We start from the raw sequence: 21,323 nt of genomic DNA on the forward strand, positions 1-21,323 counted from the left end.
AGCCAATACAGAACTAACTCCCAAGAAAAGGTATTTCTCTTGAGAGTTCACATGCATTACAAACCGTGTTCAATCAGCGGCTTATTTTTCTAGAATCACGTATCTAAGTATTTCAACCACTTGTGCCGGCGTTGTTGCCCATGCCATGGCTGCTGCATCCACTTCTTTTAAAGGGTGGATGATGTCATCAGCGTGTAGCGTGATATATGGCGTATCTAGAGCTGCACAATATCCTGCATCAAAAGCAGCATTCCACTGTTTGTATTTATCACCAAAACGAATAATGGCGATGTCACATTTTGCTATAAGGTTTTTAGTACGGATACCGTTCACTTTAGATGACTTGTGGTCGCGCCAAAAACTATTATCTTCTGCGCCTAACAAATCTCCAGCAGCATCACTTGCTTCGTGATTAGTGACAGCAGAGCTAAAGGTTACCGGTAGGTTGTGTGCTCTTGCGCCATCGATAAGCTGCTGACGCCAGTCGGTATGTATTTCGCCAGAGAGGTAGATATTCCAATGCATAGTGTTTCCTGTTTTTTATTAAGTGCTTTTAGTGGGAGCTTTGTAAGGTGAATTCTACAGCATCATCTGTATTATTTTCTGTACAAATTATATACAGTTGAAGGTGCTTTCCTGTAACGACTTGTTTGGAGTAAGGTGGCACGATAAGCGCTGTGGGGGAGTTTATATTCATATTACGGAGCAATATGATGGATTTCCAAAAAGCAATTGATAGCTGTGTTAGTAACCGCGTGGTTGTTATTTTTCTGCTTATTGTCTTTTTCCCTCTGGGTTTATATTGTCTATGGAAAGGTCAGCACTTTTCTAAAACGGTACGCTGGGTTATTACCGCGCTACTTGGATTATGGACATTGAGTTTATTATTTGGAGGTGGAGGGAGCAGTTATGATGATAACGGCAGCTGTGCTGCGGTTATTGAGTCTAATGGCTGTACTTATTATCGAGATAGCGATTGCAATGTTATTTCTCGCTCATGCGAGTCAGTGTATTGATATAGCAGGCCTTTCTGATGAAAGGCTATCACGCTAATTTGGGTAATACTGTTTCTCATTTAGGTCTATAAAGTTGAGCTGATTATAGAGTAAGGTATCCCTTCTAGTGTAGTAAGTTTATCCCCGATTCTTGTTTTTAAAAGGAAGTAATATGGAATGTCCTAAATGTAATAGCTCAATGAACGAAATTAAAGACACGGCATTTTCAGCATTAAAATGTTCAGGATGTAATGGAATTTGGTTTCGAGATGGGAGCCATGAGTTGGCGAGATCTATTGAAGGCATTGAGGCCATTGATGATGTCAAAACCAATGCAGGGGCTGCCTATAACCCCGTTAGAGATATCGATTGCCCTGAGTGTCATAAGCGAATGATTAAAATGGTGGATCGTTCACAATTGCATATTGAGTTTGAAGCATGTGCTTATTGTAATGGTGTCTTTTTTGATGCGGGTGAGTTTAAAGACTTTACCGAATTTTCATTGATTGAACGGGTTAAGCAGGCGATCGATACGTTTAAGTCTAATGTCCGTACATAGTCATATGAACGCAGTGAAGCAGTAGCACGCGCTACTGTGTTTTTGTATGTGTGAGCCTACATAGTTTCTTGAGATGTTCTTTGTGATTCAATCAAATGCCGCTAAATCAGACTTGATACTGGTCGTCGTAACGCTGCTTGCTGCGGCTGGATGGATCTTTTCTAAAGAAGCGCTTTTTGGTATCCCTCCTTTGATGTTTATTGGCTTGAGGTTTTTAGTTGCCGGGCTGGTTTTGTCTCTATTTGGTTGGCAGGCCTTGCGAGCGCTTGATAAACGAGGGATCTTGCGGACAGCCTTGGTCGGTATGTCATTCGGTGTGGCTATGATTTTTTGGATCTTAGGGCTGCATCATGCTCATCATATAGGCGTGGGTGCTTTTTTATCCTGCCTAGGGGCTGTATTCGTGCCCATTGTTGCAACTTTGTTTGGTGAACGCGCTAACCGGGCGGTATGGTTTTCGCTTCCGCTGGCGGCTATAGGTCTTGCCAGCCTATCACTTGATAGCCAGTTTGTGATGGGGTGGGGTGAGCTCTCATTTCTGTGTTCAGCTGTATTGTTTGCGTTTACTTTTGTCCTGAATAGCCGTGCAGCTGCGAAAACATCACCTATTGCTCTGGCGGCAGTTCAGTTAATGGTGGTAGGGCTGGTGGCACTTCCTGTGTCATTTCTGACTGAAACATGGACGTTAGCATGGCCCGTTGAAATCTGGATGTGGATGATTGCCAGCATCTTCATTGCGACCAGCTTGCGGTTTTTTATGCAGACTTGGGCGCAAAGCTTATCCAATGCGAGTAATGCTGCTGTGATCATGACATTGGAGCCTGTATGGACTGCTATGTTGGCAGCAGTATGGTTTGGCGAGACAATGACCGCTATGCAGTTAGGTGGCTGTGTACTGATTTTTAGTGCACTAATGGTTAGCCGCTGGCGCAGCGTACGTAGTGCTGTCCGTGCGTTGGTTAGATAACTGCGCATAAGAGTCTTAGGCTGTGAGTAAATTTCACAGGCACTGGTCGTGCGTCAGTAATGCAATGTATGATAAAACAATATCTATTTATTGGATTAACTTGACGCAATTATTATGCTTTTTTTAGATGGTTGTGGCGAGTACTGTGTTATGAATTCATTTATGACACTAACTGAGGCAATCCGATGAACTTGGCTGAAGTACTGCTTAACTCACTAAAAGAGCACGGGGTTTCTGAAATTTTTGGTATTCCTGGTGATTTTGCTTTGCCTTTCTTTAAGGTGGCTGAAGAATCCAAGATTTTACCTCTCTATACTTTCAGCCATGAGCCAACGGTGGGCTATGCGGCGGATGCCGCAGCACGTTGTCACGGCAAGCCATCGGTTGCGGCCATTACCTATGGGGCGGGTGGCTTCAATATGGTCAATCCGATCGCTGCAGCATATGCAGAAAAATCGCCAGTCGTGGTGATCTCCGGAGGGCCCGGTGAAGGTGATAGAAGTACGGGTTTGCTAGTGCATCATCAAGCAAAGAGTCTTAATTCCCAGCTGCAAGTGTATAAGGAAGTTACCTGCGATCAGGTTATCTTAAATGATATTGAACGAGCCCCCGCTGATATAGCGCGAGTTTTAGCAAGCTGTATCAGGCATTCTCGGCCGGTTTACATTGAGGTCCCAAGGGACCTTGTTTTTCATCAGTGCATGCCAGTACTGCCCTATCAGTCGGAAAATCTGCATCAAATACACACTGGTGCACTGGACGCCTGCGTGAGTGCAACGCTTGAAAAACTGCAGCGTGCTGAGTCACCCGTGCTGGTTGTCGGCGTTGAAATTAGGCGCTTCGGTATTGAGCAACAAACAGCAGATCTTGCCAAACAACTGGGTATTCCAGTAGTAACGACCTTGATGGGGCGAGGGCTGCTTAATGATATGGATGTCCCGTTGCAGGGTACCTATCTGGGTGTTGCGGGGGATGCCGAATTAACGCGCTTGGTAGAAGAATCGGATATGCCCGTTCTGTTAGGAGTAACTCTCACGGATGGTAACTTTGGCATATCACAGCAAAAGCTGGATTTTCGTAAGGTGATTCTTGCCTGTGATGGTAATGTTTCAATGGGGTATCACATCTATCCTGAGATCCCTTTGCAGGCATTTATTGCCGAATTAAACACACGTGCGCATAGACTTGAAACTGTTAACAATCAGGTCGTGGCGGCTACACATCATTATCCTTGTGAGCTACCGGCGGATGAGCAGAAAATAACGCCTACCGATATTGCCGCTGCAATTAATGATTTGTTTCAGCAGCATGGAGCGATGCCTATTGCTGCAGACATGGGGGATTGCTTTTTTACTACGTTGGATATCAAAGAAACGGATCTGGTAGCCCCGGGTTTTTATGCCACCATGGGCTATGGTGTGCCCGCTGGGTTCGGTGTGCAAGCGGCAACCGGAAAAAGGCCAATTGTTCTCGTCGGGGATGGTGCGTTTCAAATGACGGGCTGGGAGTTACTGAATGCTAGACGCTATGGCTGGAATCCGATTGTTATTGTGTTCAATAACAGTAGTTGGGAAATGTTGCGTACGTTTCAGCCTGAATCGGCATTTAACGATCTGCCACAGCTGAATTATGCGCGTATAGGAGATGAGCTAGGGGGTGTTGGCCGGCGGGCAACCAACCGTAAAGAGTTAAAGTGCGCACTGCAAGAGGCTGTACAAGATGACGATAATTTTTATCTGATTGAAGCGATTATCGAGAAAGGAGACTTATCAAATACCTTGAGTCGTTTTGTTGGTGGTATTACTAAAATGCGTGAGCAGGCTATGGTTGCCGATTGATTACAATGAATCTTAGGTAGGTGTGGTCGTGAAGACAGCCCTTACAGGCTGTAAGTTTTTTCGTGATAATACAGGGGTGGGTACAATTGTTGCTCCATAACTTATTCAGGAAAGCCGCTCTGCGCGTGGATGTATATATGCCAGGAGTCTCTTTTTATGGCCATTCAGCGTGTAGCCAATATCGTTAAAATAGGCTATAAATAAACGCGATCTAAAATCGTAATGTTATATGTTAAGGCGAGGTTGGTAGTAATAACTTATTGGTTCACATTTTTTGAACGTACAGTAACGTTCGTCTTTTTAAAGTCTCGATCTATATAATCGACTGATCTTTCTACAACTACAGTGGCTCGGGTCTTAATGTAAGGGTGTTAGTGGATGACTGTGCTTCCTCAACTCTTGTTAGTGAACAGCAATAATGAACAACGAAAAACGCTTTGCAACTACATAAAATTGAGTGGACACTTTGATGTTATAGAAGCCGAGAGTGGCAAAGATGCTGCGGCGGTGCTAAAACAGTCGAATATCTCTTGTGTCATTAGTGACATATATATTGGCGCGTTGGATGGCTGGAGACTGGCGCGAATGGTGCGCTCAGGGGTTTTCATTTGCAGTGAAACAACGCCGTTCATCATTGTTACTTCAACATGGTGTAAGCGTATTGCAGAAACTACTGCGAGAGAGTTTGATATTGATCATTTGCTTCCTTTCGCTCAGCATAAAAAATTAGATAATCTTCTTAAAAACAGCCTTACTCCTCGAGAAACAGTGCGAAAAGACCGGGTCTTAGCAATTGAAGATGCCCCCGATACGGCTCATTTAATCCAGCGCATATTACGTAATCGCTTTGATGTTGATGTTGCTCCTGATGGTCCAACTGGACTTGACATGTGGAAGGAAAAAAAGCACTCAATTGTCCTTCTCGATGTTATGTTGCCAGGGATCTCAGGCCCGGATGTTATGGACCTAATTCTTCAGGAAAGCCCTAACCAGACAATCGTCATTATGACAGCCCATGGCAGTATGGACCTGGCTGAAGAGCTAATGTTGAAAGGCGCCTCTGATTTTATTTCTAAGCCGTTTCGGACAGAGCAACTGCGCAAGGTATGTGAGGTGGCTTCTCGCAGAGAGGATTTCTTGATCAGTAATGAGCAGTTTGCTCAAACGGTTGATTCTCTCAAAGAAAATGAGAGGGTGAGGGTTTCGCAGGCAAAAAAACATCAGAATGTTTTAGATACGCTTAGCACGGTAATTCTGGAGCTGGATAGTGAAGGCTGCATTGTTTTTGCCAATAAAGCCTGGTATCAACTGACGGGACTGACAGCAGCGGGTAGCCTGAAGAAACCATTTGGTGACTGTGTTCGAGTAGATGATGAGCGTACCGCTAACAATATTTTAAGTGTAATTAGTAACCTCTATGAGCAAAAGATTGACCACAGTCGGTTGGAGTTTAAGTTATTAGATAGCAACGATCAGGAAATTTGGGTGGAGGCCCGTTTGAATCGTGTTAAACGTGAGAATGACGTTGAAGCTATATCCGTTGCTCTTGACGACATTACTGCCCGAAAAAGTGCTGAGAAAAGGCTCGAATACCTTGCTTCTCACGATACCCTGACAGGGCTCTATAATCGTTACTATTTTGATAACGCACTTCGTCGGTTAGCCTCTCAATCCCGGCATAATGGCAGTAAACATTCGCTACTTTATTTGGATCTAGATCATTTCAAAGCGATTAATGATACCCAAGGACATAATAAAGGGGATTATATTCTTAAAAGTGTTGCGTACAAGCTGCAGCATCGGCTACGAGACAGTGACATTCTTTGCCGAATTGGCGGCGATGAGTTTGCGGTATTACTTAGTAATACTGACATCATCCAAGCTGAGTCTATCGCCAAAGACCTTTGTAAGTTAGTGGCTACAGATCAGTATCGATTTGGTGATCAAATATATAAGATTAGTGCCAGCATTGGTATTAGCGCTATAGATGGGCAGGCTGAAAAAGCACAAAAATATTTGCAAAGAGCTGATATTGCTCTTTACGTTGCTAAACGTCACGGTCGTAATTTGGTTCATGTTTATACATCGGGAGATAGAGACAGCGAAGATATAAAATCCAGTATGGAATGGTTGCACAAGCTTCAGCACGCCATTGCGCAGGATAATCTTCTGTTACATTACCAACCGATTGTCCATATTGAGTCTGGTGAAATTGCTTATTATGAGGCGCTTGTCCGTCTAAATATTGATAATCAAATGATTTTTCCCGATGATTTTATACCGGCCTTGGAGCGCCTTGAAGATGCGAACTTATTAGATCATCAGGTAGTAGGGAAAGCGATTAAGGCACTTGCTGAGTACCCCGAGTTAATGAAGGTTGCTATCAACCTTTCAGCCCAAGCTTTTAGTGATGAGCGGCTGGTTCCTTTGATAGAAGATAAGCTGAGAAAATTTAACGTTGACCCTCAACGAGTAATATTTGAATTGACAGAGTCAGCTAGTCTATCCAATCTGTCGGCGACACAACGGATGGTCTCTGAGTTGTCTGAAATGGGCTGTGGCTTTTCAATTGATGACTTTGGCACCGGTTTCAGTACTTTTACTTATTTAAAGAACCTACCTGCCGATACCGTAAAAATTGATGGCTCATTTGTTAAAGAGTTGACCAATAACAGTATAGATTTGGCTTTAGTGAAAGCGATACGTGAAGTTGCCAGTGCTCTGGGGAAACTAACGGTAGCAGAATTTGTTGAAGATCAGGAAGTATTGAACTTACTCAAAGAGATTAAAGTGGATTATGCTCAGGGGTATTATCTAGGCCGCCCCAAACCGATTGAAGAGTTAGGTATCCGAGACTCTGATTACGAATCTAAGGTTTCTTAATATAGTGAACTTCTCGTTTCTGGCACTACAGATTTGATCATTGATGTTGCGCGTGCATACGTTGAGAATCATAGCAATGACGGTACACTGATTTCTAAAGTAACTCTGAAAAAGCTCCGAGTGTCGATGTAGGCTCTTTATAACGGCAAAGGATTTTAGGCAATCTTTCTGGTAGTTTGCAAGAGGATAGACGTATTTGATTAGATGGAGGTGATGCCTGTTCTGGGCAACACGCTTTATGAAGCACAAGGGTAAGTGGTAACTATACGAATGATTCTACCGATGAGTGAGCGCATCAAAGGGGCTCAGTATTAGTATACAGAAGGGATATAGACTGGAAGGTTTAAGAACTCGGTATCTTAACCGTTTGACTATCAAGCCCTCTGGATGGAGCTGGAAAAACTGACGTTTATTTTTTCTGTTTTTACAATAACGAGGTCAAACATGCGCAGAGTGCATCAATTCGGAGTAGGGGTAATTGCACTATTAGCTATTATGCCAGCATTCGCTCAATTGAATAGCGGACTCAACGAGGAAGAAGGGCTAGAGGATCTCTATGGTGGTGAGGAGTTTGTTAGTATCGCCACCGGTAGCAACAAACCCATCTATAAGGCTCCTGCAGTAGCCTCTGTTATCACAGCTCGAGACATTGAGATGCTTGGTGCTAGGAGCCTCAATGAAGTGTTGGAGACAGTACCGGGTCTGCATGTTTCGATGTCAACGTTAAGTCGAATTAACCCTGTTTATTCAATAAGGGGTGTTCATACTGGTTATAATTCGCAAGTATTATTACTCATTGATGGAGTTCCTCTGCAAACCCCTAGTACTGGAGGGCGGCCAGAGTTGTTTAACCTCTCGGTTGCCAGCATTGCTCGGATTGAAGTTATACGTGGTCCTGGTTCTGCTGTCTATGGAGCAGACGCTTATTCAGGTGTGGTAAGCGTGATTACAAAAGATGCCAAATCTATTGATGGCACTGACGTTGGAGGGCGAATTGGTTCTTTTGATAGCCGTGATCTATGGCTGCAATCTGGAGGTCAATGGAATGGTTTAGATGTGGTGTTTGGTCTTTCCTATCAAAGCAGTAATGGAGATTCTGACCGAATTATCAATTCTGACCTTCAGACTATGTTGGATGGTGCATTAGGCACGAATGCGTCATTGGCACCGGGATCATTATCAACTAATTATGAATATTTGGAGACCCGCCTTGGTTTAAAAAACGATAACTGGCGGGTGGGCTTTTGGGGTTGGAATCAGGATGGCTCAGGCATTGGAGCTGGGGGAGCACAAGCGCTTGACCCAAGCGGCACACAAACCGATGATGCTTTCCTTGTAGATGTATCTTACCAAACATCTGATCTAGTGGCTGACTGGAATTTTAATACTCGCCTTAGTTATTTTTTCTATGATACTCAAACGAGCTTCAGGTTATTGCCTCCTGGAGCAGTGGTGCCTATTGGTTCAGACGGAAATCTTAACTTTGCGAATCCTGCCGGAATTGTTACTTTCCCTGATGGACTTATCGGCAACCCTAGTGGTAAGGCAAAGGATAGCCAGCTGGAAGTAGTTGCTTCTTATACTGGGATGTATAATCATCGCTGGCGATTTGCTAGTGGCATTCGTCACCAAACAAATGATAGCAGTGAAACCAAAAACTTTGGTCCGAGCGTTATTGACGGTAACCAATCAGTGGTGGATGGGACATTAACTGATGTTACCGGCACCCCATTTATCTTTTTACCGCACTCTTCAAGAACAATTCATTATTTATCCTTACAGGATGAGTGGCAATTTTCGCCAGACTGGGAGTTAACAGCGGGAGTCCGGTACGATAACTATTCTGACTTCGGCAGTACGATCAATCCTCGTGTAGCATTAGTGTGGGCAACACAGCATAACTTGACCACTAAACTGCTTTATGGAAGTGCATTTCGCGCACCCTCATTCTCTGAGCAGTTTATCGCGAATAATCCAGTTAGTTTAGGTAATCCGGACCTTGATCCAGAAACTATCGATACTTTGGAGTTGTCATTAAATTACCGACCCATGCCAGAGCTTCAAAGTACGCTTAGCCTGTTTACCTATGAAGCGCAGGATTTAATCGAATTTGTTGCAGATTCTGGTGCCACCACTCAGACCGCTCAAAATGCTAGAAACCAAGATGGTTATGGTTTTGAATGGGAAGCGAGTTGGAAGGCAAGCCGGAGTTTACGTCTTAATGCTAACTTTTCTTGGCAACGCTCAGAAGATAGTGATACTAAACAACGTACCCATGACGCCCCTGGAAAGCAATTTTATCTTAACGCTCACTGGTTAGTCAGTCCTCAGTGGTTAGTGAATACTCAGTTGAATTGGGTGGGGAGTCGAAAGCGGGCGCAAGGAGATTTGAGAGAGAACATCGATGACTATTCCTTGGTCAACATTGCCATTCGGCGCAAAGACATAGCCCCTCAACTTGATTTGACTGTCAGTGTTTTCAATCTATTTGACGAAGACGCTCGTGAACCCAGCAATGGGACTATTCCGGACGACTATCCGATGGAAGGGCGTAGTATCAGGATGGAGCTGCAATACAGATTTGACTCGTAAAGCACTTTCATCGTATTTGGGGAAGCACTAATTTAAACCTGCTTGCACCCAAATACTAAGCCAGTCTTGCTCATGAATTGATAGTGAGCTACTAGTCATTGAGAAAGCTCTGCCATTGAGGTTTAACGGGTAAGGTTGCTTTCTCTTTATTATTTTCACGGACGTATCAATGGTTGCAGAATAGGCAAATAAATTGTGACTAGGCTTAAAGAGTTTGTTTATCTTCAACTATCAAATTCATTGATGGTTTTAAAGGAAGAGATAACGTGAAGCAGGCTCCATTACCTAAACTGCTAACAATGGAAATATTGCCCCCCATCATTTGAGCAAATCGTTTTGATATTGCTAACCCTAGTCCAGTGCCTCCATATTGGCGTTTAATGCTGCCGTCAACTTGCCGGAATTCATCAAAAATCAGTTTGTGTTGATCTCGGGAAATACCGATGCCCGTATCCGAAACAGACAGCTTTAGCGCTTCGTTGGTTTGCTTGAAAGTAAGTTTGATAGTTCCATTGCTAGTAAATTTGCAAGCATTGGATAGCAGATTTAACAAGACATGCATAACCTTCTCTCGATCGACGACAAAAATAATATCAACAAGAGAGGGGGGGATTATTAGTTGATTATTGTTTTCCACTGTTAGAGGCTTAACGATTGTATTTAGGTCACTAATGACTTCTAGGAGTGAGGTTTTCTGAGGATTCATCTCCATTTTACCAGATTCACTTTGTGCTAAATCAAGAATAGAGCCAATAAGTGCTAATAACCGTAGTGAGGACTTCATAGCTTGTTCAAGGTCTTCAACTTGCTGGTCCATTGCTTCACATTCAAGCTCCTCCTTAACCAGCTCTATGTAGCCCATGACCGCTTGTAGAGGGGTTTTAAGCTCGTGGCTGATATTCGCTAAAAACTCGGATTTGGTTCGTGCTGCTACTAAGGCGGCGTCTCTAGCTTGAACAAGTTCTTTGGTACGAATTTCAACTTCGGATTCAAGCGAAGCATTCATGCCTATCAATTCATCTTCCTGCTTTTCTAGGGCCTTCATCATCCCATTGTAGCTTTCGGCCATTTGTTGAATCTCTTTGGCACCTTCGACCCGAACAAAGGTATGTTCGCCACTTGCTCGAGCTTGTTTCATGCTGCGGGAAAGGTTAAATATTGGTTGAGTCAGGCGGCCAATACCTAGGTTCATTAGCACTCCCATAGTAGCGGTAATTATCAGGCTAATTAAAATATTGTAAGTCAGTAGGTTGTCTGACAAAGTAATAAGGGATTCTTTTGATACATTAATTATTACGTACCCCATTATTTTGGGTTCCACTGCCTCCATTTCAAATTGATCCTCTCCCTCATAGATATCAGGAAAATAGACTGGAGCAAAGATTCGCCAAGACACTGAGTCCACATCGGCTAGTTGGGGGCTACTGTTGTCTTTTAGCGATATATATCTGTCCGGCTCGAATTCAAGACTGCCTTTAATTAGTAATGGGATGAGTTTTTCATCTAAGATGGCAACGCCTATTATATCGCTAAAACCTAATACCTGAGATGTGGCCTCTTCTGCATTTGTTTGGCTGCCGGTTATTAGAGAGAGCACGCTGCGTTCTGCTAGATTTTCGGCTATCTGTAAAGAGTTGTTTACGAGCATCGAGTGGGACTGGGTTGAGCCGATCCAAGCGCCAACGAAGGAAGATACAATTGACAGAAAAGCAATGGATAGAAGAAGAAAAGTAAGCAGCTGGCGTCGAAGAGTCTGTGGTGTATTTCGTCCTATAATCGGCATAAATTCAATAAGTCATTAGGGTGTTGGAAATACAACATAAAAAGAATGTATTTGCTCTTGACTGTACTCCAAGCCTAGGTGTGCAGACGTTCGTAGATTGACTCCGACTTTCAATGATTTTAATGGCTCTACTCCGGGTTTGTTTTGCAGTTGATGTATTTCTTGGACCATCTGTGCCAATCGTACTCCTGACTGCTTGTTATCTGGGTAGATGGAAAATAGCGCACCTCTCTGAGCGTGGGATGGCTTATTGGAGAATAGGACTATTTTATGACGCCATGCTTCTTTCAGCAGTAACGGTAATACGACTTTTTCATTAGCAGTGGTCTTGTCTAGTGGTAACCATATTGCGTCGACATAACTTTTGGATTGCTTAAGTATTTCTTGGTATTTTTCAACGGCTTGGGAAAGGTCTGTGACCTCATAGGAAACCAAATCAATTTTTTTCAAGCCAGCAGATTGTTGAGCTAAATCTATTAACCACTTGTTTCTAGGTGTGTAAACTACAAATACACGTCGCACTTTGGGAGCTAGAGTATTAAGTCGAATAAAGAGAGTCTCTGGGTCTGCAATTAAGCTAACACCCGATATTCCGTTAGGTGCAAGAGGCAAGGCTCCGCTGACAAAAGGGTAACGATCCTTTAACTCTGATACAAATGAATAGCTACGACGTCCCAAAGTAATAACCATCTCAACGTTATCTGCTTCCATGTCGGCTAAAATATTAGCTTTATTAAACTTTTTTCCGAGAGAGACTTTAAGCAAGCGCTCATCATGTTGAGAGGCAATGCCATCAAGTATTTGTTCAAAAATCTGTTTATAGGGGGCTTTAACTTCCGGGTAAAGTACCGCTAACGTTGCAGCAGAAGCAATGGAGTAGCCGAACAGCCAAATGATAATAGCAATAAGTGAGGATTCGTACGTCTTAGTGTTCCATTTCACCGTTAGCGCTCAACCCTTTTCGGATTAGATTGTTGTATGCATCTTCATCGGGCTGCATTAAAGTACTGAGTATGACCGATCTGGGCCCTATGCGACAAGAACTATATTCATCATTGGCATCAAATTCAAACTGCATATCGTCAGCATAAAGACGCGGTTCTTTTTGGCTAAACCTCGAACTTTCACCTGTCGAATTATGCTAACGATTTCCCTTCAGCCAGAAGGCTCTTCGGGCCTAATCTCGCTTCTTTGCCGGCGAGCCGTGCATCACCGCCTATATGAAAGCAGACACTTATAGTGTAGTGCAAGAATGGTAAGAAAAATCTGTTGAGCAAGCTATTAATGGTGACCTTTGTAACATACTGGTGTGCGCAGATAAGTCGGTTTGAGGTGTGCATCCATTTGCATGGAATTTATTAGGAGCGTTACCGTTGAGTGGGATAGAAATTGAACTGAAGAACTCATGTCATACTCTACAGTAGGTTAGAATACGATATGTGTTTTGGTGTAGTTATCAGTATTTTTAAGATAAGGAGAAGCGTGTGCTTCCTATGGGAACAATTATGGCGGGATGCATGGTGACGGGGTTGTTATTTGCAACACGATTGCCCGTATTGCGTACAGTGCAGAAGTTACCTGCATGGTTTAGAAAAACGATGGCATTTGTGGTGTTTGCCGCGGGAAGTTGGAATGTGTTTTGGTATGCAATGCGCCATTTTTCTGAGTTTTGGGGCACGGCTGCCTTGATTTCAGGCTGTTTAATGTTGCTAACCTCTGCCTATATATTTAATGCAAAGTGCTTACCGCGCTTTATCCAAAAGATGCGCCCAGGTGTTTTGTTTTTGTTGCTATGTTGTGCTGTTTTATATGGCGTTACTATTTATCGACTCTGACTATATTTGCAGGCGTTTAGTAGGGTTATTGGCTGCGAGTATTCTGTTGTGTTTTGTCTCTCAATTTAATGAAGTATCTGCACGTAAGCGTTCTGCCATTAAGTCGACAAATGTACGAATCTTTGCGGAGGCATAACGGCCTTCGCGATGCACGATATGCACAGGCCAAGCGGTTGGCTCGTATGCTTCTAGTAATCTGATTAATTCTCCCGAAGCTAGCTTCTGGCTGACTTGGTATGAAAGTAATCGTGTAATGCCAAAACCTTCCAGTGCCGCTTCTAGAGCAGCATCATTGGTGTTGACGGTAAGCCTCGGTTTTATGCGTAAAGGTTTGCCATCAGTCGTATTTAAATGCCAATCAAGTGAACCTGCTATGGCGCTTGATGCGATGATTGAGTGTTGTAATAAATCATCAGGTTTATGCGGTAGTTTATGGTGCTGTAAGTACTCAGGGGAGGCGCATATAATACGTCTCACAGACCCCACTCGTAGAGCGCGCATGCTTGAATCAGGAAGTTCACCAATGCGTATGCCGACATCTAATCCCTCTTCAAGCAAGTTGACTACCCGATCAAGAAAGACGGCTGATACTTCGGTGTTTGGATAGCGTTGTAAGTAGTCCACAATGCCAGGCGTGATAAATTGCCGTCCAAACAAAGCTGGGGCTGTGACGGCTAAGTGGCCTTGAGGTTCGGCGTTGATACCTGCCGCTGCCTCATCTGCAGATGCAACTTCAGTCAAGATCCGGCGTGCATCTTCAAGGTAACGTTGTCCTGCATCACTGGTGCGTACATAGCGTGTCGTGCGGTTGAGTAGTTTTACGTTTAAGTGTTCTTCCAAGGCACTTATGGCGCGGGTCACTGCGGGTGGAGACATACGTAACCGCCTTGCTGCAGCTGCAAAGCCTTGCTCTTCGGCAACGGCAACAAAAACACTCATAAGATGGAAGCGGTCCATTGGGGTTCCTTGTGTGGCCTGAGTCTATAATTCCATTTGGCGGAATTATAAATTGTAATTTATGATTATTCTTATATTAAGTGGAATTCTTCATAGTGTCACTACTCGCAACGCAGTGGTGTTGTGAACTAAACACTTAATGAGATTTTCAGGAGAAGTAACATGAACCGTATAAACGTAATCGATAACAACAATGCCAACGCAGAACAACAAGAGCTGCTTGATGCTATCCAATCACAGTTAGGTATGGTGCCTAACTTTCTTAAAATATTTGCTAACTCTCCTTCTGCCCTGCGTGCTTTTTTAGGGTTACATAGTATTGCGGGTGAAGGCAGTTTGGATGAACAGACCCGTGAGCGTATCGCGTTAGCGCTTGCTCAGCAGAATGCTTGCCAGTATTGCGTATCTGCTCATACGGCAATTGGTCGCAAAGCTGGGCTGTCTACTTCAGAGATTGAGGCTAATCGAGCAGGCTCAAGTGAAGATGCAAAGGCAGCGGCCGCTGTTAAATTTGCACGCTCATTATCAGAGCATAGCGGTGATATCACAACAGCCGAGTTGCTTGAAGTACGTGCCGCCGGTTATAGCGAATCTGATATTGTAGAGATCATTACGCATGTGGGGATGAACACATTAACCAATATTCTGGGTAAAGCTAGTCGTGTTGATATCGATTTTCCTAAAATAGATCTTCAGTTGGCTTCGTAAGCTTGGCGACTGATAATTAAAAAAGACCCCGGAGGGTTCATGTTATGGGACACAAATTTGCAGAGATCGCATTCACTGAATCTGTCCGGGATGTACAGCAACAGCTGGGCAGCCGTACAGGGTATGCCAGCATGGATGAAGGAGAGGATTACAACCACTTGCTCAGCCAGCATGAAGCAGATTTCATCAATGATCGTGATAGTTTTTATATGGCGAGCGTGAGCGAAACTGGTTGGCCATATGTACAGCATCGCGGTGGGCCTGCAGGTTTTATTAAAATCATCGATGCACAAACAATAGGCTTCGCTGATTTTAGTGGCAATCGTCAGTACGTAAGTGTGGGTAATTTACGTAAAGATAACCGTGTTTCTCTTTTTCTAATGGATTACAAAAACCGTCGCCGTCTTAAAGTGCTGGGACGAGTTCGTCTGATTGGCATAGATGAAACGGAGCTGCTAGCCGCACTTGAAGTGGATGACTATCGAGCACGTGTAGAGCGAGGTTTTGTTATTGATATAGAGGCATTTGATTGGAATTGTCCGCAGCATATTACGCCGCGATACACCGAAGCGGACGTGGAAGCGATTTTAGAAGCCAAGGATGCAGAATTAGCTGCCAAAACAGTTGAGCAAACAACTCATAATCAGGCAAACACCTTGTCAGTGCTGGGCCACGGCGAGTTGTTATTAATGATATCAGGTGTCCGACAGCTGACCCCGCGTGTCAGAGCGTATGAATTGCGATCACTTGATGGATCAGAGTTGCCTACCGTAAAAGCCGGCTCACATTTACGCGTACCAGTACGGTTGGAAAACGGAGAGTTATCCGAGCGTCATTATTCAATCTGTTCTAACCCCGCACGCCGAGATGTCTATGAAATCGCTGTATTGAAAGAGCCGCAAGGTACGGGTGGCTCCAAGATGGTGCATGAACGCTTTGACATCGGCTTGCAGTTAAATTGTGATCTTCCACAGAATAATTTTTCACTGCATACCGATGCGCGTCCCGCTGTATTAATTGCGGGTGGTATTGGTATTACCCCCCTTAAAGCGATGGCCCAGGCATTAAAAGCAAGAGGCAATGAGTTACAGCTGCATTATGCAGGTCGCAGTGAAGCCGAAATGGCCTTTAGTGACCGCTTAACAAGAGAGTTTTCTCAACGATTAACGCTGTATCGCGCCACACACTCAGAACGCCTGAATGTGGGTGAAGTGCTGAGTGCTGCACCTGATGATGTTGTCATCTATGTATGTGGTCCAAACCGCTTAATTGATGATGTCGTTAAACAAGCTGAAGCATTGAATATAAGCCCAGAGCGTATAAGGTTTGAGCGCTTTTCAGCAACGCCTGCTGCGAATGCTCAACCTATCGAGGTGGAGCTGCGTCGTTCGGGTGTACAGATTCATGTTAGCAGTGATCAGAGTATTCTGGATGCCATGCTAGATGCCGGTGTGGATGCTCCTTTCAGTTGTATGGCAGGTGTTTGTAAATCTTGTGCTGTTACAGTGCTTGAAGGAGAACCTGAGCATCGTGATTCAGTATTGACTCCTGCTGAGCAGCAAACCTCGATCTGCCCTTGCATATCACGTGCTAAAGGTGAGCGTTTGGTGTTGGATATATAAAAAGAACTTTATAGAAAAGCATCAACCTGTTTCTACATTGGTTGATGCTCTTTTGGTGCTTTCTGTTTAAATTTCTAAGGTTGTTCACTTAGTGCGAGCGCGAATCCTGCTTTGTAGTCTGGATACAAAAATTGATACCCTGACTCTTGTAAGCGTTGGCTGTTACAACGCTTGCTACCACCGCGTCTAATTTCTACAGCGTATGTTGTTTCTATGTCTAGCTGTTTTGCTAGCCACAGGGTTATCTCGCGTATCGGTGTTGGATTTAGGTCGCTGGCAAGGTATAGCGTGTCTACTGGCTTATTTTCATTTACACGTTGAATCAGGTGAGCAAGCACGCCGGCACAGTCGTCTCGGTGAATTCGATTGCTGTAGTGCAAATCGTCTCGTGCAATGCTGCCGTTTTTTACACGGTCAATAAGATGGTTTCTGCCCGGCCCATAAATACCGCTAAAACGTACCACAGTGGCATTACCGCTTTTTAAAACGGCAATCTCTGCTTGGCGCATGATCTGCCCGGATGGTTGCTCAGATTGAGTCGGCGATTGCTCATCGATCCATTCATGCTGATGCTGACCATATACACTGGTGCTTGAAGTGAAGAAGGTGTGCTTTGGGGGTTGAGGTAGTGCCGTGTAGATGTTCTTAAAGCCATTTATATAGGCTTGCTGGTATGCATTTTCACTACGGCCGGTTGCTGCAGCGCAATAGATTAAGATATCAATATCTGGCAAGTCTGATAGTGTATCTTTATCAGAAAGATCAGCAGAAATAGGGTGAATGCAGCTAGGAAGCTGGTTTATAGTACGTCTTAGACCAAACACCTGATGGCCTTGTGTTGCTAACGTAACCCCCAGTGTACTTCCTACGTCGCCACAGCCAGCAATGAGAATACGCAGTTTGTTCATGGAATTGATTCCTTCCAAAAAGCTGCATCATAACAGAGGATATGAGCAATGACGCTCACCGAACTGCGCTACATCGTCACTCTTGCTAAAGAGCAGCATTTTGGGCACGCTGCCGAAAAATGCTTTGTTAGTCAGCCTACTTTATCCATTGCCGTTAAAAAGCTGGAAGAAGAGCTGGGCGTTGCGTTATTTGAGAGAAGTAAAAACGCAGTGCGGGTAACGGATGTGGGCAAGAGTGTGGTTGAGCAGGCCGTAAAAGTGCTGCAGCAGGCTGATGTGGTTAAGGATCTCGCTCAGGTAGGTAAAGATCAGCTGCGCTCCCCTTTGCGGGTGGGTGCTATTTATACAATTGGTCCTTATCTGTTTCCTCATCTTGTGCCACAGGTGCAAGAGCTCGCGCCACATATGCCGTTGTACATAGAAGAGAATTTTACAGCGCGCTTACGTGAGAAATTACGCAATGGTGAGTTAGATGCAATCATAATAGCGTTGCCTTTTGAAGAACCTGATGTGGTCACACGCATGCTGTATGAAGAGCCTTTCGTGATGCTGTTGCCTAAGCAGCACCCTTGGTGTGATCAAAAGATGATTGATTCCTCTAACTTATCAAATACTGAACTGCTGTTGCTCGGTGAGGGGCACTGTTTCCGTGATCAGGTGTTGGAGTCTTGCCCTACCTTACAGCAGGCAATTCAGAATCAGCACAGCGTTACGGAGGGTAGCTCCTTGGAGACTATTCGTATGATGGTGGCGAGCGGTTTAGGTTCGAGCGTGTTGCCAATGTCGGCGACTAACGGTTATTACCAATCAGATATGGTGGTCACTAAGCCCTTTAAAACACCTCAACCAACCCGGAGTGTCGCGGTGGCATGGCGAGCGAGTTTTCCGCGCTCAAAGGCGATCGATGTGCTGGTGGATGCGGTGAGTCATTGTCAGGTAAACATTCCTATCGAGACGGCATCATAACGTGAATGTTTCATCGAGTTATAGTGTATCTTCGCCAGCAGTGACGGCATTAAAGGGAGTAGGTGCTGCGCTATCTTTAAAACTTGAGCGGCTAGGTATTAGCACTATCCAGGATCTATTGTTCCATCTGCCAACCCGTTATCAAGATCGAACCCGCATTGTTGCTATTGGTTCACTTCGCCCGGGCGATGAATGCGTGATTCAGGGGACGATTCTAGCCTCAGATATTCAGATGGGGCGTCGACGAAGTCTGCTCTGTCGGATACAAGACGGGACTGGCACCTTAACTTTGCGTTTTTTCCATTTCTCAGCAGCCCAAAAAAATGCTTTAGCGGTGGGTAGCGAGTTACGTTGTTTTAGCGAAGTCCGTCCGGGGCCTGCTGGTTTGGAGATGGTGCACCCTGAATATCGGGCTAGTACTGCTGATGGCTTAACGCCAGTAGAAGAGAGCCTTACACCTATCTATCCAATGACTGAAGGGCTACAGCAAGCAAGAGTACGTACTTTAGTACAACAGTCACTGGTATGGCTTGAAACGGGTAGTGTGTCTGAGTTGTTGCCTGAACCGGTTAGACGGCAATGGCGCTTACCCGAGTTAAAAGATTCGTTGATCTATTTGCATGCGCCACCAGTTGATGCAGACCAGCACTTGTTGTTAGAGGGGCTGCATCCTGCACAACGTCGCTTAGCGTTTGAAGAGTTATTGGCACACCATCTAACGCTCTTGCAGTTGCGTCATAAGGTGCAGGAGCATGGAGCGCCTATGTTGCCGCCTTCACAGCAACTCACTGAGCCTTTTTTAGCGCAGTTGCCTTTTTGTCTAACTAATGCGCAACAGCGCGTTAGCCAAGAAGTCTCTGCTGATCTTAAGAAAAGCATCCCTATGCTGCGCTTAGTGCAGGGTGATGTGGGTTCGGGTAAAACCATGGTGGCAGCGCTGGCGGCCTTGCAAGCGGTAGAAAATGGTTTGCAAGCAGCCATTATGGCGCCCACAGAGATTTTAGCAGAACAGCACTTTATAAATTTTTCGCAGTGGATGGAGCCATTGGGTATTAAGCTCGCTTGGCTTGCCGGTAAAGTGAAAGGTAAGCAGCGGGTTACGCAGCTAGCAGCGATTGCTGATGGTTCCGCTCAAATTGTCATTGGTACTCATGCGTTGTTTCAAGAAGAGGTGCGGTTTTATAACCTTGGTTTAGCGGTTATTGATGAGCAACATCGTTTTGGTGTACATCAGCGCTTGAGCCTGCGGGAAAAAGGTCGAGACGGGAAGCGCAGTCCACATCAATTGATTATGACCGCTACGCCCATTCCCCGCACACTGACAATGAGCGCCTATGCTGATTTGGATTGTTCGATTATTGATGAATTGCCACCGGGAAGAACGCCGGTAAATACTGTTGTTATTGCTGACTCTCGTCGCGATGAAGTGGTAGAGCGTGTGAGAGTGGCGTGCGTAGAAGGTCGTCAAGTGTATTGGGTTTGTACACTCATAGAAGAGTCAGAGGCGTTGCAGTGCCAAGCTGCAGAAGTGGCGGAGACAATGTTACAGGAACTATTGCCTGAACTGCGAATTGCGCTAGTACACGGGCGAATGAAAGCGAAAGAAAAATCGGATGTGATGCAGCGCTTTAAAGCGGCGGAGTTGGATTTGCTGGTGGCTACCACGGTTATTGAGGTGGGTGTAGATGTACCGAATGCCAGCGTCATGATTATCGAGAATCCTGAGCGCTTAGGTTTATCTCAATTGCACCAGTTGCGTGGACGAGTTGGGCGTGGCTCAGTCGAAAGTTTCTGTGTTCTGATGTACCATGCGCCGCTCTCTAAGCAGGGGCGTGAGCGTTTGGCTGTGATGAGAGAAACAACGGATGGGTTTCGTATTGCGGAGAAAGATTTAGAGCTACGTGGCCCGGGTGAAATTCTAGGTACTCGACAGACAGGTATGATGCAGTTTCGTATTGCTGACTTGCAGCGTGACTCTGATTTGCTGGAACGTGTGCAGCAAGTGGCCGCTCAGTTGGCCGGCCAACCTGCGGTAATGGAAGCCGTCGTACGTCGTTGGCTAGGGCATCATGATGAATATGGGCATGTTTAGATTTGTCATTAAGATTAATATAAGTACTAAATAAAGCAGTAAATGAGGTTTATGTGAGCGTATCAGAACAACAACTGGCCATGATAGCTGAGCAAATTGGTCGGGAGCCTAAAGGTTTAGTCGGCATTTCTGTCGCTACTGAAGCGGGTGTTCCGTTGGTGCTCCAAATGCGCTCGCTCGTAGAAAATGTGCCTTTTCCTACATTGTACTGGTTATCTTCTAAGGAGCTATGCAAAGCAATAGGGCAAATAGAAGGTAAGGGCTGGGTTAAAGAGATAGAGACTCGTTTGCAGGAAGATGCCGAGCTTAAAGAAGCCTTTTTGCAGAACCAGAAAGCGTATGTGGCTCGTCGTTGGGAGCTGATGCTGCCGCAGGATAAACAGCGCATTGATGCATTAGGTTTTACTGAAATGTTTGAACGCTATGGAATTGGTGGTATTTCTCAGTGGGATAAAGTGCGTTGTTTGCATATGCAGTATGCACATCATTTGGCAGATGGAAATGTGATAGGTGCTTTGATGGATCAAGAATTCGAGCTAAATAAGCGGAACTACTCGTTATGATTGGCAGCTAAAAGCACTTGTTGTGGGTAAGTGCTTTTAGCTAATCTCCGCTTTA

17 protein-coding genes are annotated in these 21,323 nt (G+C 44.8%); 12 read left to right on the forward strand and 5 right to left on the reverse strand.

The annotated features are described in order from the left end of the window. Positions 1 to 81: 81 nt before the first annotated feature. Positions 82 to 525, reverse strand: a complete 444-nt coding sequence (locus QZZ55_RS11715; protein WP_293267515.1) for a YtoQ family protein — start codon at positions 523 to 525, stop codon at positions 82 to 84. A 185-nt stretch (positions 526 to 710) separates the two neighbouring features. Between QZZ55_RS11715 and QZZ55_RS11720 the strand changes: the two genes are divergently transcribed. From QZZ55_RS11720 to QZZ55_RS11745, 6 genes are all read left to right on the forward strand, one after another. Continuing rightward, positions 711 to 1,016, forward strand: a complete 306-nt coding sequence (locus QZZ55_RS11720) for a hypothetical protein (RefSeq protein WP_293267516.1) — start codon at positions 711 to 713, stop codon at positions 1,014 to 1,016. A gap of 151 nt (positions 1,017 to 1,167) precedes the next feature. After that, complete coding sequence (locus tag QZZ55_RS11725; protein ID WP_293267517.1) at positions 1,168 to 1,554, forward strand: zf-TFIIB domain-containing protein; 387 nt, start codon at positions 1,168 to 1,170, stop codon at positions 1,552 to 1,554. A gap of 82 nt (positions 1,555 to 1,636) precedes the next feature. After that, positions 1,637 to 2,521, forward strand: a complete 885-nt coding sequence (locus QZZ55_RS11730; protein WP_293267518.1) for a DMT family transporter — start codon at positions 1,637 to 1,639, stop codon at positions 2,519 to 2,521. A gap of 185 nt (positions 2,522 to 2,706) precedes the next feature. Continuing rightward, positions 2,707 to 4,359 (forward strand): indolepyruvate/phenylpyruvate decarboxylase, encoded by a 1,653-nt coding sequence (gene ipdC, locus QZZ55_RS11735; protein WP_293267519.1) that lies wholly within the window; start codon positions 2,707 to 2,709, stop codon positions 4,357 to 4,359. Between the two features lie 378 nt (positions 4,360 to 4,737). Beyond that, complete coding sequence (locus tag QZZ55_RS11740) at positions 4,738 to 7,242, forward strand: EAL domain-containing protein (protein WP_293267520.1); 2,505 nt, start codon at positions 4,738 to 4,740, stop codon at positions 7,240 to 7,242. A 444-nt stretch (positions 7,243 to 7,686) separates the two neighbouring features. Then, entirely contained in the window at positions 7,687 to 9,834 is a 2,148-nt protein-coding gene (locus QZZ55_RS11745; RefSeq protein WP_293267521.1) for a TonB-dependent receptor, read from the forward strand. Positions 9,835 to 10,039: 205 nt separating this feature from the next. Here QZZ55_RS11745 and QZZ55_RS11750 read toward each other — a convergent pair whose 3' ends face one another. Together QZZ55_RS11750 and QZZ55_RS11755 are read right to left on the reverse strand one after the other, a co-directional pair. After that, a complete protein-coding gene (locus QZZ55_RS11750) occupies positions 10,040 to 11,617 on the reverse strand; it encodes an ATP-binding protein (RefSeq protein ID WP_293267522.1) in 1,578 nt (525 codons plus the stop codon). Positions 11,618 to 11,632: 15 nt separating this feature from the next. Continuing rightward, complete coding sequence (locus QZZ55_RS11755) at positions 11,633 to 12,559, reverse strand: ABC transporter substrate binding protein (protein ID WP_293267523.1); 927 nt, start codon at positions 12,557 to 12,559, stop codon at positions 11,633 to 11,635. 551 nt (positions 12,560 to 13,110) lie between these two features. Here QZZ55_RS11755 and QZZ55_RS11760 point away from each other — a divergent pair. Continuing rightward, on the forward strand, positions 13,111 to 13,452 hold the full coding sequence (locus tag QZZ55_RS11760; RefSeq protein WP_293267559.1) for a hypothetical protein: 342 nt from the start codon (positions 13,111 to 13,113) through the stop codon (positions 13,450 to 13,452). Positions 13,453 to 13,512: 60 nt separating this feature from the next. On the opposite strand, the gene QZZ55_RS11765 is transcribed toward QZZ55_RS11760, so the two are convergent. After that, the gene (locus QZZ55_RS11765; protein ID WP_293267524.1) at positions 13,513 to 14,409 is read right to left on the reverse strand and encodes a LysR family transcriptional regulator; all 897 of its coding nucleotides are present in this window, start codon (positions 14,407 to 14,409) and stop codon (positions 13,513 to 13,515) included. 162 nt (positions 14,410 to 14,571) lie between these two features. On the opposite strand from QZZ55_RS11765, the gene QZZ55_RS11770 reads away from it, so the two are divergent. Beyond that, positions 14,572 to 15,117 carry a peroxidase-related enzyme gene (locus QZZ55_RS11770; protein ID WP_293267525.1) on the forward strand — a complete coding sequence of 182 codons (546 nt, stop codon included), beginning with the start codon at positions 14,572 to 14,574 and terminating at the stop codon, positions 15,115 to 15,117. Between the two features lie 44 nt (positions 15,118 to 15,161). Beyond that, a complete protein-coding gene (locus QZZ55_RS11775) occupies positions 15,162 to 16,739 on the forward strand; it encodes a 2Fe-2S iron-sulfur cluster-binding protein (RefSeq protein ID WP_293267526.1) in 1,578 nt (525 codons plus the stop codon). Between the two features lie 74 nt (positions 16,740 to 16,813). Here the strand turns inward: QZZ55_RS11775 and QZZ55_RS11780 are convergent, their stop codons facing one another. After that, positions 16,814 to 17,647, reverse strand: a complete 834-nt coding sequence (locus QZZ55_RS11780; protein ID WP_293267527.1) for an SDR family oxidoreductase — start codon at positions 17,645 to 17,647, stop codon at positions 16,814 to 16,816. Positions 17,648 to 17,695: 48 nt separating this feature from the next. Here QZZ55_RS11780 and QZZ55_RS11785 point away from each other — a divergent pair, with 48 nt between their 5' ends. From QZZ55_RS11785 to QZZ55_RS11795, 3 genes are read left to right on the forward strand one after another with little or no spacing between them, the layout of a single operon-like run. Further along, positions 17,696 to 18,613: a hydrogen peroxide-inducible genes activator gene (locus tag QZZ55_RS11785; protein WP_293267528.1), complete on the forward strand. Its 918-nt coding sequence runs from the start codon at positions 17,696 to 17,698 to the stop codon at positions 18,611 to 18,613. Between the two features lies 1 nt (position 18,614). Beyond that, on the forward strand, positions 18,615 to 20,705 hold the full coding sequence (gene recG / locus QZZ55_RS11790) for an ATP-dependent DNA helicase RecG (protein WP_293267529.1): 2,091 nt from the start codon (positions 18,615 to 18,617) through the stop codon (positions 20,703 to 20,705). 53 nt (positions 20,706 to 20,758) lie between these two features. Continuing rightward, a complete protein-coding gene (locus tag QZZ55_RS11795; RefSeq protein ID WP_293267530.1) occupies positions 20,759 to 21,268 on the forward strand; it encodes a DUF501 domain-containing protein in 510 nt (169 codons plus the stop codon). Positions 21,269 to 21,323 lie beyond the last annotated feature (55 nt).

The sequence above is a fragment of the Neptunomonas sp. genome (assembly GCF_016744175.1).
In the GTDB taxonomy this organism is placed as follows: Bacteria; Pseudomonadota; Gammaproteobacteria; order Pseudomonadales; family Balneatricaceae; genus Neptunomonas.

What these genes read in the sequence shown, in the direction of transcription:
- QZZ55_RS11715 (WP_293267515.1), bottom strand. Translation starts at nt 525, where the DNA reads ATGCATTGGAATATCTACCTCTCTGGCGAAATACATACCGACTGGCGT.
- QZZ55_RS11720 (WP_293267516.1), top strand. Translation starts at nt 711, where the DNA reads ATGATGGATTTCCAAAAAGCAATTGATAGCTGTGTTAGTAACCGCGTG.
- QZZ55_RS11725 (WP_293267517.1), top strand. Translation starts at nt 1,168, where the DNA reads ATGGAATGTCCTAAATGTAATAGCTCAATGAACGAAATTAAAGACACG.
- ipdC (WP_293267519.1), top strand. Translation starts at nt 2,707, where the DNA reads ATGAACTTGGCTGAAGTACTGCTTAACTCACTAAAAGAGCACGGGGTT.
- QZZ55_RS11740 (WP_293267520.1), top strand. Translation starts at nt 4,738, where the DNA reads ATGACTGTGCTTCCTCAACTCTTGTTAGTGAACAGCAATAATGAACAA.
- QZZ55_RS11745 (WP_293267521.1), top strand. Translation starts at nt 7,687, where the DNA reads ATGCGCAGAGTGCATCAATTCGGAGTAGGGGTAATTGCACTATTAGCT.
- QZZ55_RS11750 (WP_293267522.1), bottom strand. Translation starts at nt 11,617, where the DNA reads ATGCCGATTATAGGACGAAATACACCACAGACTCTTCGACGCCAGCTG.
- QZZ55_RS11760 (WP_293267559.1), top strand. Translation starts at nt 13,111, where the DNA reads ATGGGAACAATTATGGCGGGATGCATGGTGACGGGGTTGTTATTTGCA.
- QZZ55_RS11765 (WP_293267524.1), bottom strand. Translation starts at nt 14,409, where the DNA reads ATGGACCGCTTCCATCTTATGAGTGTTTTTGTTGCCGTTGCCGAAGAG.
- QZZ55_RS11770 (WP_293267525.1), top strand. Translation starts at nt 14,572, where the DNA reads ATGAACCGTATAAACGTAATCGATAACAACAATGCCAACGCAGAACAA.
- QZZ55_RS11775 (WP_293267526.1), top strand. Translation starts at nt 15,162, where the DNA reads ATGGGACACAAATTTGCAGAGATCGCATTCACTGAATCTGTCCGGGAT.
- QZZ55_RS11780 (WP_293267527.1), bottom strand. Translation starts at nt 17,647, where the DNA reads ATGAACAAACTGCGTATTCTCATTGCTGGCTGTGGCGACGTAGGAAGT.
- QZZ55_RS11785 (WP_293267528.1), top strand. Translation starts at nt 17,696, where the DNA reads ATGACGCTCACCGAACTGCGCTACATCGTCACTCTTGCTAAAGAGCAG.